Genomic DNA, 13,379 nt, shown 5'->3' with positions numbered 1-13,379 from the left:
TGCGAGACTGGCTACCGATGACCGACTCCCCCCTCCGCGCCCGCGCGGAGATCGACCTCACCGCGTACGGCGCGAACATCCGCGCCCTGCGCGGCATCGCCCCGCGCGCGCAGTTCATGGCCGTCGTCAAGGGCGACGCGTACGGCCACGGCATGCTCCCCTGCGCCCGAGCCGCGCGCGCCGCGGGCGCCGAGTGGATCGGGGCCGCCACGCCGCAGGAGGCGCTGCACCTGCGGGCCGCCGGCGATCGGGGGCGGATCCTGTGCTGGCTGTGGACGCCCGGCGGGCCGTGGCGGGAGGCCGTCGAGGCGGACCTCGACCTCACCGTCAGCGGCCTGTGGGCGCTGCGCGAGCTGCTGCCCGCCGCCCGCGCCGCCGGGCGCACCGCGCGCGTGCAGCTCAAGGCCGACACCGGCCTCGGCCGCAACGGCTGCCTCGCCGCCGACTGGCCCGGCCTCGTCGCCGCCGCCCGCGCCGCCGAGGCCGAGGGCGTCATCGACGTCACCGGCGTCTGGTCGCACTTCGCCTGCGCCGACGAGCCCGGCCACCCCTCCGTCCGCAGCCAGCTCGACGCCTTCCACGACGCCCTCGCCGTCGCCGAGCGCGCCGGACTGCGCCCGGAGGTGCGGCACATGGCGAATTCGCCGGCCATGCTCACCCTCCCCGACGCCCACTTCGACCTCGTCCGGCCCGGGATCGCCTCGTACGGGCTGTCGCCGAGCCCCGAGGTGGGCACTTCCGCGGACTTCGGGCTGCGTCCGGTGATGGCGTTCAAGGCGTCGCTGGCGCAGGTCAAGGAGGCGCCGGCCGGCCTGGGCATCTCGTACGGGCACCATTACGTCACCCCGGGCCGGACCACTCTGGCGCTCGTGCCCGTCGGCTACGCGGACGGGGTGCCGCGGCACGCGTCCGGTACCGGGCCCGTGCTGGTCGCCGGGAAGTGGCGGACGGTCGCGGGGCGGGTCGCGATGGACCAGTTCGTCGTGGACCTGGGCGGGGACACCGCGGCGGTGGGCGACGAGGCGGTGCTCTTCGGGGCCGGGGACCACGGCGAGCCGACGGCGGAGGACTGGGCGCGGGCGGCGGGCACGATCGGGTACGAGATCGTCACGCGGATCGGACCCCGCGTACCGCGCGTGTACGTGGGCGGGGCGGGGGATGCCACCCCCATGGACACCGACACGGATACGGACCGCCACCGCGCCTGGCCGAGCCATGGCTGACCCCCTCTCGACTCCCGCCCCGGCCCCCGGCCCCGGCGGCTGGGTCCGGGCCGGCCGGCGCGCCGGGATCGCCGGCGCCGCCATCGGCGTGCTCGCCGCCGGGGCGGCCGCCGGTGTGGCGGTGGAGCGTCTGGCGATGGGCCGCGGCGTACGCCGCCGGGCGAGGCAGGCGCTCGACGCGGCCGGCCCGTACGGCACCCTGCGCGGCACCCCCGGCACGGCCGTCGCGGACGACGGCACCGAGCTGTACTACGAGGTCGAGGAGGCCGACGACTTCCCGGCCGGACCCCCCGACGGCACACCCCCCGGCCCCCGGGCGGCCACCGCCCCCCGCCGCCGGCGCCGCCGCTTCGCCGGCCGCCGCGACCTCGCGCCCCTCACCGTCGTCTTCAGCCACGGCTACTGCCTCACCCAGGACGCCTGGCACTTCCAGCGCGCCGCCCTCCGCGGCCGCGTCCGCGCCGTCTACTGGGACCAGCGCAGCCACGGCCGCTCCGCCCGCGGCATCTCCCAGCTCGCCGGCGACGAGCCGGTCACCATCGAGCAGCTCGGCCGCGACCTCAAGGCCGTCGTCGACGCCGCCGCCCCCGAGGGCCCGCTGCTCCTCGTCGGGCACTCGATGGGCGGCATGACGATCATGGCCTTCGCCGACCAGTTCCCCGATGCCGTACGGGACCGGGTGGCCGGCGCCGCCTTCCTCGGCACCTCCGCGGGCGACCTCGGCCGGGTGACGTTCGGGCTGCCCGCGGCCGGCGCCTGGGCCGTACGGCACTTCGTGCCCGGCGTCCTCAGGGCCCTCGGCAGCCGCGCCGAGCTGGCCGAGCGCGGCCGGCAGGCGACGGCCGACCTCTTCGCCGGGATCATCAAGCACTACTCGTTCGGCACCGAGGGCGTCGACCCGGGCGTCGCGCGCTTCGCCGAACGGCTGCTGGAGAGCACGCCGATAGACGTGGTCGCCGAGTTCTACCCGGCGTTCGCCGTGCACGAGAAGGGCGAGGCGCTGGCGCCCTTCCGCGAACTGCCCGGGCTCGTCCTCGTCGGCGACCGCGACATGGTCACGCCCCCGGCGCACAGCGAGCGGATCGCGGCGCGGCTGCCCGAGGCCGCGTTCGAGGTCGTCGAGGACGCCGGGCACCTGGCCCTGCTGGAGCGCCCGGACCGGGTGAACGACGCGCTGGCCACGCTGCTCGCCCGCGCGGGCGTGCAGCTCCGGGCGGAGCCCGGGGCCGAGCGGGGGGCGGGGCCCGTACGGCATCCGCGCGGCACGTCGCGCCGGACCCTCTAACATCCAGTGCCATGAGCGCCGCCGCGACCACCACCGCCGTCCAGTTGACCGTCGAGACGCCCGAGCAGATGCAGGAGCTGGGCCGCCGGCTGGCCGCGGTGCTGCGCGCCGGGGACCTCGTGCTGCTCACCGGGGCGCTGGGCGCGGGCAAGACGACCCTCGCGCGCGGGCTGGGTGCGGGTCTCGGGGTACGGGGCGCGGTGACGTCGCCGACGTTCGTCATCGCCCGCGTGCACCCGTCGGTCTCGGGCGGGCCGCCGCTGGTCCACGTCGACGCCTACCGGCTGGGCGGCGGTCTGGAGGAGATGGAGGACCTGGACCTCGACGTGTCGCTGCCCGAGTCGGTCGTGGTGGTGGAGTGGGGCGAGGGCAAGGTCGAGGAGCTGGCCGAGGACCGGCTGCACGTCGTCATCGAGCGCAGGACGGGCGGGACGCCCGGGCCGCCGGCGGCGCACCCGAACGCGAACGGGGGCGCCGAGGGCGCGGAGGCCGCCGAGGGCGCCGAGGCGGAGGGTGCCGACGTACGGCACGTCACCGTCACCGGCGTGGGCGAGCGCTGGGCGCACGGCGCGCTGGCCGCGCTCGCCCGCGCCTGAACAGCAGTGCTGTACGTTCCGACAAATATGCCGACGCGCTGTCGGCATATCGTTGCCCCAGGTCGGCGGGCGTGGTCCCATGGGCGTATGGCACCTGAGCAAGACGGGCAGCGCCCCGCCGTGGGAGTCGCCGAGCTGCTCGCCGCCTGCGCGGCGGCAGAGGCGGTCTCGACGCCGCCCGCCCCCGAACCCGAGGCGGGCGGGACAGGCGAGACGGACGGCCGGCCCGCCGCGGAGACCACCGCCGCCGCGGAGAGCACCGCGGCGCCGGAGCAGCACGCCGCGTAACGCAATCGCGTCCGCCCCACCCGGGCACATCTAGGCTGCGCTGCATGGACATCGGCATCGGACTTCCCTCCACCCTCACCGGCATCCCCGGCAAACTGATCCCCGAGTGGGCCGCCGCGGCCGAGCGGGCCGGGTTCTCGACCCTGGGCACCATCGACCGCGTCGTCTACGGCAACCTCGAAACGATCCCCACCCTCGCCGCCGCCGCGGCCGTCACCGAGCGGATCGGCCTGACGACGACCATCCTCATCGCCCCGTACCGCGGCAACGGCGCCCTGCTCGCCAAGCAGCTCGCCTCCGTCGACGTCCTCTCCGACGGCCGGCTCACCGTCGGGGCCGCGGTCGGCGGGCGGCAGGACGACTACGAGGCGACGGGTGTGCCGTTCACCGAGCGCGGCCGGATCTTCGACGACCAGCTCGCCGAGATGCGCGCCGTGTGGCAGCAGGACGCCCGCGGCCGCGCCCACCCCGTCGGTCCGGCGCCGGTGCAGGCGGGCGGGCCGCCGATCCTCGTCGGCGGGGGTGCGCCCGCCGCCTTCCGGCGGGTGGCGGAGTACGGGGCCGGCTGGATCCTCGGCGGCGGCAGCCCCGAGCAACTGGCCGGAGGCGCCGAGAAGGCGAGGGCGGCCTGGCGCGAGGCGGGCCGGGAGGGGGAGCCGCGGGTGGCGGCCCTGGCGTACGCGAGCCTCGGCCCCGACGCCCAGGAGCACGCCCGCCGCTACCTGCTGGACTACTACGGGTTCCTCGGGGACTTCGCCGAGAAGGTCGTCGAGGGGGCGCTGACCTCGCCGAAGGCGATCGCCGCCGCGAAGGCCGCGTTCGCGGACGCGGGCTGCGGGGAACTGGTGCTGTTCCCCTGCAACCCGGACGTGGCGCAGGTCTCGCTGATCGCGGAGGCCGCCGGGCTGTAGGAGCGTGAGAACGGAGGAACGGGACGGCGGGGGCCCGGCTGCGGGTCCCCGCTACTTCACCACCGCGACCGGGACGCCCACGGTCGCGAAGCGCCACAGCGCCTTGCCGTCCGCCCGCGACGAGCGCACGCCGCCCGTCTTCTCCGTCGCATCCGGTTCCGGCCGCGAGCCGTCGACCGCGGCGCTGAACCCTATGACCGTGCCCTCGGACTCCGTGAAGATCACCACGTGCTCGACCGGCACCCCGTCCGAGCCGGTGATCTGCCGCGACCGCGAGGTCACGGCGTACATGCCGACCGGCGGGTCGACGGTGCTCGGGGTCACCTTGTACGTCCGCAGCACCGAGTTGTCCTCGCCGACGAGCCAGACGCGCTTGTCCTTCAGCGCGTACACCACCCGCAGCCCGGAGCCCGAGCGCGCGGGCAGTTCGAGCTTCTTCTCCTTGGCCTTGGACGGCTCGGGGCTGGCGACGCCCGGGCGGTTACGGGCCAGGGAGTCGGGGGCGTTGGCGTTGGCCTGGTAGGCGAGGAAGGCGACCACGCCCAGGGCGGCGGCCGTCAGCCCGGCCACGAATTTCCCGCTGCCTGCCACGCGGTACGCCCCTTCCGGTACGGCGGCCGCCGGCCGCTCTGCCGCAGTCTGCCCCGGGCCCGCCCTCGTTCGACGTGCCCGTCCGCCCCCGCCTGCTCCGCCCGACGGTAGCACCCGCCCCCGGACCGCCCCGGCCCCGCCGCAGCCGGAGTCACCGGCCCGGCGGACGCGCTCCGGGCACCCCTCCCGCGCGACTACCCTGAAGGGCGTGCTCCTCGCCATGGATACCGCCTCCCCCGCCGTCACCGTCGCACTCCACGACGGCGACCCCGCGTCGCCCGCGCTCGCCGCGTCGCACCAGGTCGACGCCCGGCGCCACGGCGAACTGCTGCTGCCCGCCGTCGACCGGGTGCTCACCGAGGCCGGCCGCGGGCTCGGCGAGCTGACCGGCGTCGTCGTCGGCGTCGGGCCGGGGCCGTACACCGGGCTGCGGGTGGGGCTGGTGACCGCCGACGTCCTCGGCATGACGCTCGGCATCCCCGTGTACGGGGTCTGCACGCTGGACGGCATCGCCTACGCCGCCGGCCGCGACGGCGGCATCGCCGGCGGCATGGACAGCCCCTTCGTCGTGGCCACCGACGCCCGGCGCAAAGAGGTGTACTGGGCGCGCTACGCCGACGCCCGCACCCGCGTCACCGAACCCGCCGTCGACCGGCCCGCCGCCGTCGCCGAGCAGGTCGCGGGCCTGCCCGCCGCCGGGGCGGGCGCGGAGCTGTACCCCGAGGCGTTCCCCGACGCCCGCCCTCCGGCGCACCCGCACGCCGCCGCGCTGGCCGCGCTGGCCGCCGAGCGGCTGGCGGCGGGCGCCGAGCTGCTGCCGCCCCGCCCGCTGTACCTGCGCCGCCCCGACGCGCAGATCCCCGCCGCGTACAAGGCGGTCACCCCGCGATGACCGCGCGCCCGGGCCCGTACGAGAGCGTCCCCCGCCCATGACCGCCGTCGCCCTGCGCGAGATGCGGTGGTGGGACATCGACCCCGTGCTCGCACTCGAACGGGACACCTTCCCCGAGGACGCCTGGTCCCCGGCCATGTTCTGGTCGGAGCTGGCCCACGCCCGTGGGCCCGGCGCCACCCGCGCGTACCTCGTCGCCGAGGACGAGGCCGGCCGCGTCGTCGGCTACGGGGGCCTCGCCGCGCTCGACGGCACCGGCGACATCCAGACCATCGCCGCCGCCCGCGACCACTGGGGCACCGGCCTCGGCCCGCGGCTGCTGGAGGCGCTGCTCGCCGCCGCCCGCCGCTTCGGCTGCCACGAGGTGCTCCTGGAGGTGCGCGTCGGCAACGAGCGCGCGCAGCGCCTCTACGAACGCCACGGCTTCGCCGTGATCGGCGTCAGGCGCGGCTACTACCAGCCCGGAAACGTCGACGCGCTCGTCATGCGCCGTACCGAGAAAGAGTGACGCTCCCCATGGCAGACGAACCCCTGGTGCTCGGCATCGAGACGTCCTGCGACGAGACCGGTGTCGGGATCGTCCGCGGGCGCACGCTGCTCGCCGACGCCATCGCCTCCAGCGTCGACGCGCACGCCCGCTTCGGCGGCGTGGTGCCCGAGGTGGCGAGCCGGGCGCACCTGGAGGCGATGGTCCCGACCATCGAGCGGGCGCTGCGCGACGCCGGGGTCGCCGCCCGCGACCTGGACGCGATCGCCGTGACGGCGGGCCCGGGTCTGTCGGGCGCGCTGCTGGTCGGGGTGTCGGCGGCCAAGGCGTACGCGTACGCGCTGGGCAAGCCGCTCTACGGCGTCAACCACCTGGCCTCGCACATCGCCGTCGACCAGCTCGAACACGGCGCGCTGCCCGAGCCGACGATGGCCCTGCTGGTCTCCGGCGGGCACTCCTCGCTGCTGATGTCCGCCGACATCACCTCCGACGTCCGCCCCCTCGGCGCGACCATCGACGACGCGGCGGGCGAGGCGTTCGACAAGGTCGCCCGCGTCCTCGGACTCGGCTTCCCCGGCGGCCCGTTCATCGACAAGGCCGCGCGCGCGGGCGACCCGGCCGCGATCCGCTTCCCGCGCGGCCTGACGGGTCCGCGCGACCCGCTGTACGACTTCTCCTTCTCCGGCCTGAAGACCTCCGTCGCCCGCTGGGTGGAGGCCAGGCGCGCGGCGGGGGAGGACGTGCCGGTGGCGGATGTGGCGGCGTCGTTCCAGGAGTCGGTCGCGGACGTGCTGACGCGCAAGGCGGTACGGGCCTGCCGGGACAACGGCGTCGGGCACCTGATGATCGGCGGCGGCGTGGCGGCGAACTCGCGGCTGCGGACGATGGCGGAGCGGCGCTGCGAGGACGCGGGGATCGTGCTGCGCGTGCCGCGGCCGAAGCTGTGCACGGACAACGGGGCGATGGTCGCGGCCCTGGGCGCGGAGATGGTGGCGCGGGGGCGGGCGGCGTCGGACTGGGAGCTGTCGGCGGACTCGTCGCTGCCGGTCACGGAGACGCACGTACCGGGGCACGAGCACCTGCCCGGCCATGGCCACGACCACGTCCACGAGCTGGCGAAGGACAACCTGTACTCGTGACCGTCGCGTTGATGTGGGAGGCCAAGGCGGCGCCCGGGCGGGCCGGCGACCTGCTGGCGTGGGCCCGCGCGCAGCGCCTGGACGGCGCCGGGGCCGGGGCGCCGCTGCGCCGCGAGACGTTCACGGCGCCGGGCGAGCGGGTGCTCGTCATCACGTGGTGGGACGCGCCCTACGACGCGGAGCTGCCCGAGCTGCCGGCCCCCGGCGACGGCGGGCTGCTGGCGCGGCCCGCGCACCGCTGGCGGTTCACGTCGCTGGGGCCGGACGGCCCAGGAGCACCGTAGGGGCGCCCGCGACGCGGGTCAGGAAGACGGTGCAGGACACCGCGGTCGGGCCGTCGAGCTTCAGCTTGCGCCGCAGCTCCTCGGGCTCGACGGCGGAGCCGCGCTTCTTGACGGTGACGCTGCCGACGCCGCGTTCGCGCAGCAGGGCGCGGAGCTTCTTGAGGTGGAACGGGAGCGTGTCGGTGATCTCGTACGCGGTGGCGTACGGGGTCGGCGCCGGGTCGTCGGCCGTGACGTACGCGATGGTCGGATCCAGCAGCCGGCCGCCGACCTGCGCCGCCACCTCGGCGACGAGGTGCGCGCGGATGACGGCGCCGTCCGGCTCGTACAGATAGCGCCCCACGGGTCCTGCCGCCGGGGCGGGCAGGCCGCGTCCCACGAGGGTGGCGCCGCCGGGCAGCAGGGTCGCGCGACGGCCGCCGGGGGAGACGGCGCCGGATGCAGCGCCGAACCAGAGCACGGCCTCCTTCACGTCGCCGGCGTCGGAGACCCACTCCGCCTCGGCGGCGTCCGGCACCGCCTCGTGCGGGATGCCGGGGGCGACCTTCAGCGCGGCGTGCGAGACCCGGCCGGCGACCTCGACGGCCCAGGACAGCGGCGGGGAGTACGCCTCGGGGTCGAAGATCCGCCCGCGCCCGGACCCGCCCCGGCCGCCGGCCCGCCGCGCCAGGGCACCCCCTCCGACCCGCCGCGCCGGGTCGACGAACACGGCGTCGTACCCGGAGATGTCCACGTCCCCGACGTCCGCGCACCGCACGTCCACCAGCTCCGCGACCCCCAGCGCCGCCGCGTTGGCCCGCGCGGCGGCGGCCGTCGCCGGGTCCCGGTCGACGGCGAGCACCGCGATCCCGGCCCGCGCCAGCGCCACCGCGTCGCCGCCGATGCCGCAGCACAGGTCGGCGACCCGGTCGACGCCGAGCGCCGCGAACCGGGCCGCGCGGTGCGCCGCCACCGCCGTACGGGTCGCCTGCTCGACGCCGTCGGGGGTGAAGTACATCCGCGCCGCGTCCGCCCCGAACTTCGCCCTCGCCCGCTGCCGCAGCCGGGCCTGCCCGAGCGCGGCGGAGACCAGCTCTGCGGGGTGGGTGCGGCGCAGCCGGGTGGCGAGGGCCAGTTCGTCGGCGGGGTCGTGGTCGCGCAGTTCGGCGAGGAGCGCCTGCCCCTCGGGGGCGAGGAGGGCGGCGAAGGGGCCGTCGGGGGCGTCGGGGCCGTGCATGGGCCCATTGTCCGCCAGCCGGAGGAGCCTGCGGCGTGGCGCCATGCCCCGCCGTTCCGCACTGGGAGGATGCGGGCTCAAGAACTAATACGACAAAAGGATAAAATGCACGCACCTGCCCTCTCCCGCGCCGGCCTCCCCGCCCTGGCCGTCACCGCCGCCCTCCTCGCCTCCGCCTGCTCCTCCGGCACCGCGGAGGCCGACCACCCCCGCCCCCTCACCCACCCCCACGGGGACGCCAAGCCCGCCGTCGCCGGCGGCCCCGCCGCCGCACCCGCCCGCGCGCTCGCCCGCACCGCGCAGCACCAGCGGCGCGTCCACGCGCGGCGGCTCGCCACCGCCCGCGCCTGGGGCCTGGACGCCACCCCGCTGCTGCCGCCGGCCCCGCCGCGTACCAAGCCCGCGCTCGTCACCGAACCCGGCTTCGAGGCGAACGGCGGCGGCCCCGGCCTGCCGCCCGTCATCACCCGGGTCCCGACCGACGACCGGGTGATCTTCCTGACCATCGACGACGGCCACCGCAAGGACCCCGAACTGCTGCGCATGCTGCGCGAACTCGACGTGCCCGTCAGCGCCTTCCTCACCGACGAGGTCGCGCGCGACGACTACGCCTACTTCCGGACCCTCCGCGACCTCGGCACCACCGTCAACAACCACACCCTCCACCACCCCAACCTCCGCGAACTGCCCTACGCGGCCCAGCGCGAGGAGATCTGCGGCCAGCAGCGCGTCCTGGAGCGCGAGATGGGCGCGGCACCGCGCATCTTCCGCCCGCCGTACGGCAACTACAACGCCGACACCCTGCGCGCCGCGAAGGACTGCGGCATCGGACTCGTACCGCTGTGGCAGCAGGAGGCGTTCCCCGGCCGCTGGACGTACTCCCGGGGGGACACCGCGCTCCACCCCGGCGATATCGTGCTCACCCACTTCGAAGGACCTTCCGAATTCGGCGGCACGATGACCGATATGCTCCGTACGGTGCTCCGTAAGGCGAACGACGAGGGCTTCGCCGTTGCTCGCTTGGAGGACTACGTATGAGGCGCACCCGCCGCTCCGGGCGGCGGTCGTCGGCCGCCGCGATAGCCGGCGTCTGTCTGCTGGCGCTCACCGCCTGCGCGGACGCGGCCCGGCCGACGCAGGAGTGGTTCCCGAAGGGCGCGGAGGAGTCCGCGGCGCCCCGGGACGGGCACGCGGACGGCAAGCCGGGCACGCGGCAGGCGGGGCGTACGCCGCGCGCGCTGCCCGGCGGTGACGACAGGACCCGCAAGGACGTCGCACGCGCCACCGGCCCCGGCGCGTACCGCCGCTGGGGCCTCGACCGGCCCCTCGCCCCGCCGCCCGCGCCCCCCGCGAGCCGCCCGGTGCAACCGGGGGACTCCGGGCTGCCGGCCGTGGCGGGCCGGGTGCCGACGCGGGACAAGATCGTCTTCCTCACGATCGACGACGGCTGGGACAAGGACCCCGAGCTGATCCGGATGGCGGCGGATCTGCGGCTGCCGTTCAGCATGTTCCTCTCCGACTCGGCGGCCGGCGGGGACTACGGCTACTTCGAGGAACTGCGGCGCCTCGGCAACTCCGTACACGGCCACACCCTCACCCACCCCGACCTCACCTCCCTCCCGTACGCCGAGCAGCGCCGCCAGATCTGCCGCCAGCAGGAGCGCGTCGCGGACTCCTTCGGCGTCCGCCCGACGCTCTTCCGGCCGCCCTACGGCAAGTACGACGCGGCGACGCTGCGGGCCGCCGCGTCCTGCGGCGTGCGCGCGATGCCGCTGTGGCGGGCCGACATGAAGGCGAGCGGCCTGGAGTACCGCAGCGGCGACCGGCTGCGCCCCGGCGACATCGTGCTGGCGCACTTCACCGGTCCTGAGCAGCAGGGCGGGCGGACGATGACGGACGTGATGGCGGAGTTCGTACGGGAGGTCCAGCGGCAGGGCTTCACGGTGGCCCGCCTGGAGGACTACATGTGACGCGGCAGACGCGGGATTCGTACGACCGTACGGCCGGGTGGAGGGCGACGCGGGTGGCAATCTGGCACTCGGCTTGACCGAGTGCTAAAGGGCGGCATAACCTCGGCTCTGGCACTCCCCCAGGGAGAGTGCCAACACAGCGACGAGGCGGATCCGGCACCCGCGACGACGGGTCCTCCAGGGTCGCCACCCCAGACATTCAACCCCGCGAGATCTCCGAAGGGGGAGGTCGGATCGTGACGACCGCCAGCACCAAGGTTGCCATCAAGCCGCTTGAGGACCGCATCGTGGTCCAGCCGCTCGACGCAGAGGAGACCACGGCCTCGGGCCTGGTCATCCCGGACACCGCCAAGGAGAAGCCCCAGGAGGGCGTCGTCCTTGCCGTCGGCCCGGGCCGCTTCGAGGACGGCAACCGACTGCCGCTCGACGTCTCCGTCGGCGACGTCGTTCTCTACAGCAAGTACGGCGGCACCGAGGTGAAGTACAACAACGAGGACTACCTCGTCCTCTCTGCCCGCGACGTGCTCGCGATCATCGAGAAGTAATCGGGGCGCTTCCCGCTTCTTCCCACACCAGGCCGCGCCCCGGATCCGTTCATCGAGCAGGACCTATCGAAACGGGCCGGGGCGTCGGCGCTCCCTACGGCGCCCCTTGAGAGGACCCACGTTCCATGGCGAAGACTCTGAAGTTCGACGAGGACGCCCGCCGCGCTCTTGAGCGCGGCGTGGACAAGCTTGCCGACACCGTGAAGGTGACGATCGGTCCCCGGGGCCGCAACGTCGTCATCGACAAGAAGTTCGGTGCCCCGACCATCACCAACGACGGCGTGACCATCGCCCGTGAGATCGAGGTCGAGGACCCGTACGAGAACCTCGGCGTGCAGCTCGTGAAGGAGGTGGCGACCAAGACCAACGACGTCGCGGGCGACGGCACCACCACCGCCACCGTGCTGGCCCAGGCGCTGGTCCGCGAGGGCCTGCGCAACGTGGCCGCCGGCGCCTCCCCCTCCGCGCTCAAGCGGGGCATCGACGCCGCCGTCGCGGCGATCTCCGACGAGCTGCTGAAGGCCGCCAGCCCGATCGACTCCAAGTCCGACATCGCCGCGGTCGCCGCGCTGTCCGCGCAGGACGAGCAGGTGGGCCAGCTCATCGGCGAGGCCATGGACAAGGTCGGCAAGGACGGGGTCATCACCGTCGAGGAGTCCAACACCTTCGGCCTGGAGCTGGACTTCACCGAGGGCATGGCCTTCGACAAGGGCTACCTGTCGCACTACATGGTGACCGACCAGGACCGCATGGAGGCGGTGCTGGAGGACCCGTACATCCTGATCACCCAGGGCAAGATCTCCTCCATCCAGGACCTGCTGCCGCTGCTGGAGAAGGTCATGCAGGCCGGCTCGGCGAAGCCGCTGCTGATCGTCGCCGAGGACGTGGAGGGCGAGGCGCTGTCCACCCTCGTCGTCAACAAGATCCGCGGCACCTTCAACTCCGTCGCGGTCAAGGCCCCCGGCTTCGGCGACCGCCGCAAGGCGATGCTCGGCGACATGGCCACCCTCACGGGCGGCACCGTGGTCTCCGAGGAGGTCGGCCTCAAGCTCGACCAGGTGGGCCTTGAGGTGCTGGGCACCGCCCGCCGCGTGGTCATCACCAAGGACGACACCACGATCGTCGACGGCGCCGGCAAGTCCGACGAGGTCGCCGGCCGGGTCGCGCAGATCAAGGCCGAGATCGACGCCACGGACTCCGACTGGGACCGCGAGAAGCTGCAGGAGCGGCTGGCGAAGCTGGCCGGCGGCGTGTGCGTCATCCGCGTCGGCGCGGCCACCGAGGTCGAGCTGAAGGAGAAGAAGCACCGCCTGGAGGACGCCATCTCCGCCACCCGCGCGGCGGTCGAGGAGGGCATCGTCTCCGGCGGCGGCTCGGCGCTCGTCCACGCCGCGAAGGTGCTGGAGGACGGCCTCGGCCTCACCGGCGACGAGGCCACGGGCGTCGCGGTCGTCCGCCGCGCGTCGGTCGAGCCGCTGCGGTGGATCGCGGAGAACGCGGGCCTGGAGGGCTACGTCATCACCTCCAAGGTCGCGGAGCTGACCGCGGGCCAGGGCTTCAACGCCGCCACCGGCGAGTACGGCGACCTGGTGAAGGCCGGCGTCATCGACCCGGTGAAGGTGACCCGCTCGGCGCTGGAGAACGCGGCGTCGATCGCGTCGCTGCTGCTGACGACGGAGAGCGCGGTGGTGGAGAAGCCGGAGCCCGAGGACGACCACGGCCACAGCCACGGCCACGGTCACTCCCACTGACCTCCGGTCGGCACCACGGGCAGCACAAGCCGCAGGGCCTCGCCTCCGTACGGGGGGCGAGGCCCTGCGGCGTGCGCCCGCCGGATCACGTACCCGCCGTTCGGGCCGGGGGCCCGGTGGCCCCCCGCGCGGCGAAGCCCCGCGGGGGGCCGGGGGGGGGGGGCCCCCGCGCCGGTGGCGTCGCCCGGCGGCAGGACCTAC

The 13,379-nt window shown here is 75.2% G+C and carries 15 protein-coding genes; 13 read left to right on the top strand and 2 right to left on the bottom strand.

The annotated features are described in order from the left end of the window. Positions 1-17: 17 nt before the first annotated feature. From alr to ABGA99_RS34220, 5 genes are all read left to right on the top strand, one after another. Positions 18-1,223: an alanine racemase gene (gene alr / locus ABGA99_RS34240; RefSeq protein WP_347584167.1), complete on the top strand. Its 1,206-nt coding sequence runs from the start codon at positions 18-20 to the stop codon at positions 1,221-1,223. Next, positions 1,216-2,508, top strand: coding sequence for an alpha/beta hydrolase (locus tag ABGA99_RS34235; RefSeq protein ID WP_347581523.1), 1,293 nt, complete (start codon positions 1,216-1,218; stop codon positions 2,506-2,508). Before alr ends, ABGA99_RS34235 begins: the two co-directional genes overlap by 8 nt. 11 nt (positions 2,509-2,519) lie before the next feature. Further along, a complete protein-coding gene (gene tsaE / locus ABGA99_RS34230; protein WP_347584166.1) occupies positions 2,520-3,104 on the top strand; it encodes a tRNA (adenosine(37)-N6)-threonylcarbamoyltransferase complex ATPase subunit type 1 TsaE in 585 nt (194 codons plus the stop codon). Positions 3,105-3,191: 87 nt separating this feature from the next. Beyond that, complete coding sequence (locus ABGA99_RS34225) at positions 3,192-3,392, top strand: hypothetical protein (protein WP_347581525.1); 201 nt, start codon at positions 3,192-3,194, stop codon at positions 3,390-3,392. Between the two features lie 44 nt (positions 3,393-3,436). Continuing rightward, positions 3,437-4,303 carry an LLM class flavin-dependent oxidoreductase gene (locus ABGA99_RS34220; protein ID WP_347581526.1) on the top strand — a complete coding sequence of 289 codons (867 nt, stop codon included), beginning with the start codon at positions 3,437-3,439 and terminating at the stop codon, positions 4,301-4,303. Between the two features lie 51 nt (positions 4,304-4,354). Here the strand turns inward: ABGA99_RS34220 and ABGA99_RS34215 are convergent, their stop codons facing one another. Further along, a complete protein-coding gene (locus ABGA99_RS34215; RefSeq protein WP_347584176.1) occupies positions 4,355-4,873 on the bottom strand; it encodes a hypothetical protein in 519 nt (172 codons plus the stop codon). Between the two features lie 241 nt (positions 4,874-5,114). Here ABGA99_RS34215 and tsaB point away from each other — a divergent pair, with 241 nt between their 5' ends. Genes tsaB through ABGA99_RS34195 form a run of 4 tightly spaced genes read left to right on the top strand, consistent with a single transcriptional unit; the run spans position 5,115 to position 7,696 of the window. After that, complete coding sequence (tsaB, locus tag ABGA99_RS34210; RefSeq protein ID WP_347581536.1) at positions 5,115-5,786, top strand: tRNA (adenosine(37)-N6)-threonylcarbamoyltransferase complex dimerization subunit type 1 TsaB; 672 nt, start codon at positions 5,115-5,117, stop codon at positions 5,784-5,786. A 37-nt stretch (positions 5,787-5,823) separates the two neighbouring features. After that, positions 5,824-6,294 (top strand): ribosomal protein S18-alanine N-acetyltransferase, encoded by a 471-nt coding sequence (gene rimI, locus ABGA99_RS34205; RefSeq protein ID WP_347581527.1) that lies wholly within the window; start codon positions 5,824-5,826, stop codon positions 6,292-6,294. Between the two features lie 8 nt (positions 6,295-6,302). Then, positions 6,303-7,412 carry a tRNA (adenosine(37)-N6)-threonylcarbamoyltransferase complex transferase subunit TsaD gene (tsaD, locus tag ABGA99_RS34200; protein ID WP_347581528.1) on the top strand — a complete coding sequence of 370 codons (1,110 nt, stop codon included), beginning with the start codon at positions 6,303-6,305 and terminating at the stop codon, positions 7,410-7,412. Continuing rightward, a complete protein-coding gene (locus tag ABGA99_RS34195) occupies positions 7,409-7,696 on the top strand; it encodes a hypothetical protein (protein ID WP_347584165.1) in 288 nt (95 codons plus the stop codon). The genes tsaD and ABGA99_RS34195 overlap by 4 nt, the downstream gene beginning before the upstream one ends. Here the strand turns inward: ABGA99_RS34195 and ABGA99_RS34190 are convergent. After that, complete coding sequence (locus ABGA99_RS34190; protein ID WP_347584164.1) at positions 7,659-8,912, bottom strand: class I SAM-dependent methyltransferase; 1,254 nt, start codon at positions 8,910-8,912, stop codon at positions 7,659-7,661. The two genes, ABGA99_RS34195 and ABGA99_RS34190, sit on opposite strands and share 38 nt — an antisense overlap. Positions 8,913-9,017: 105 nt before the next feature. Here ABGA99_RS34190 and ABGA99_RS34185 point away from each other — a divergent pair, with 105 nt between their 5' ends. From ABGA99_RS34185 to groL, 4 genes are all read left to right on the top strand, one after another. Next, the gene (locus tag ABGA99_RS34185) at positions 9,018-9,950 is read left to right on the top strand and encodes a polysaccharide deacetylase family protein (protein WP_347581531.1); all 933 of its coding nucleotides are present in this window, start codon (positions 9,018-9,020) and stop codon (positions 9,948-9,950) included. Beyond that, positions 9,947-10,882 carry a polysaccharide deacetylase family protein gene (locus ABGA99_RS34180; RefSeq protein ID WP_347584163.1) on the top strand — a complete coding sequence of 312 codons (936 nt, stop codon included), beginning with the start codon at positions 9,947-9,949 and terminating at the stop codon, positions 10,880-10,882. Before ABGA99_RS34185 ends, ABGA99_RS34180 begins: the two co-directional genes overlap by 4 nt. A 236-nt stretch (positions 10,883-11,118) precedes the next feature. After that, complete coding sequence (gene groES / locus ABGA99_RS34175; protein ID WP_047017603.1) at positions 11,119-11,427, top strand: co-chaperone GroES; 309 nt, start codon at positions 11,119-11,121, stop codon at positions 11,425-11,427. A 125-nt stretch (positions 11,428-11,552) separates the two neighbouring features. Then, positions 11,553-13,178, top strand: a complete 1,626-nt coding sequence (groL, locus tag ABGA99_RS34170) for a chaperonin GroEL (RefSeq protein WP_347581533.1) — start codon at positions 11,553-11,555, stop codon at positions 13,176-13,178. Positions 13,179-13,379: the final 201 nt, after the last annotated feature.

The organism is Streptomyces sp. B5E4, assembly GCF_039871555.1.
GTDB lineage: Bacteria > Actinomycetota > Actinomycetes > Streptomycetales > Streptomycetaceae > Streptomyces.
The sequence above is the reverse complement of the archived record's forward strand: the minus strand, read 5'-3'. Positions and strand labels throughout refer to the sequence as shown.

What these genes read in the sequence shown, in the direction of transcription:
- alr (WP_347584167.1), top strand. Translation starts at nt 18, where the DNA reads ATGACCGACTCCCCCCTCCGCGCCCGCGCGGAGATCGACCTCACCGCG.
- ABGA99_RS34235 (WP_347581523.1), top strand. Translation starts at nt 1,216, where the DNA reads ATGGCTGACCCCCTCTCGACTCCCGCCCCGGCCCCCGGCCCCGGCGGC.
- tsaE (WP_347584166.1), top strand. Translation starts at nt 2,520, where the DNA reads ATGAGCGCCGCCGCGACCACCACCGCCGTCCAGTTGACCGTCGAGACG.
- ABGA99_RS34225 (WP_347581525.1), top strand. Translation starts at nt 3,192, where the DNA reads ATGGCACCTGAGCAAGACGGGCAGCGCCCCGCCGTGGGAGTCGCCGAG.
- ABGA99_RS34220 (WP_347581526.1), top strand. Translation starts at nt 3,437, where the DNA reads ATGGACATCGGCATCGGACTTCCCTCCACCCTCACCGGCATCCCCGGC.
- tsaB (WP_347581536.1), top strand. Translation starts at nt 5,115, where the DNA reads ATGGATACCGCCTCCCCCGCCGTCACCGTCGCACTCCACGACGGCGAC.
- rimI (WP_347581527.1), top strand. Translation starts at nt 5,824, where the DNA reads ATGACCGCCGTCGCCCTGCGCGAGATGCGGTGGTGGGACATCGACCCC.
- tsaD (WP_347581528.1), top strand. Translation starts at nt 6,303, where the DNA reads ATGGCAGACGAACCCCTGGTGCTCGGCATCGAGACGTCCTGCGACGAG.
- ABGA99_RS34190 (WP_347584164.1), bottom strand. Translation starts at nt 8,912, where the DNA reads ATGCACGGCCCCGACGCCCCCGACGGCCCCTTCGCCGCCCTCCTCGCC.
- ABGA99_RS34185 (WP_347581531.1), top strand. Translation starts at nt 9,018, where the DNA reads ATGCACGCACCTGCCCTCTCCCGCGCCGGCCTCCCCGCCCTGGCCGTC.
- ABGA99_RS34180 (WP_347584163.1), top strand. Translation starts at nt 9,947, where the DNA reads ATGAGGCGCACCCGCCGCTCCGGGCGGCGGTCGTCGGCCGCCGCGATA.
- groL (WP_347581533.1), top strand. Translation starts at nt 11,553, where the DNA reads ATGGCGAAGACTCTGAAGTTCGACGAGGACGCCCGCCGCGCTCTTGAG.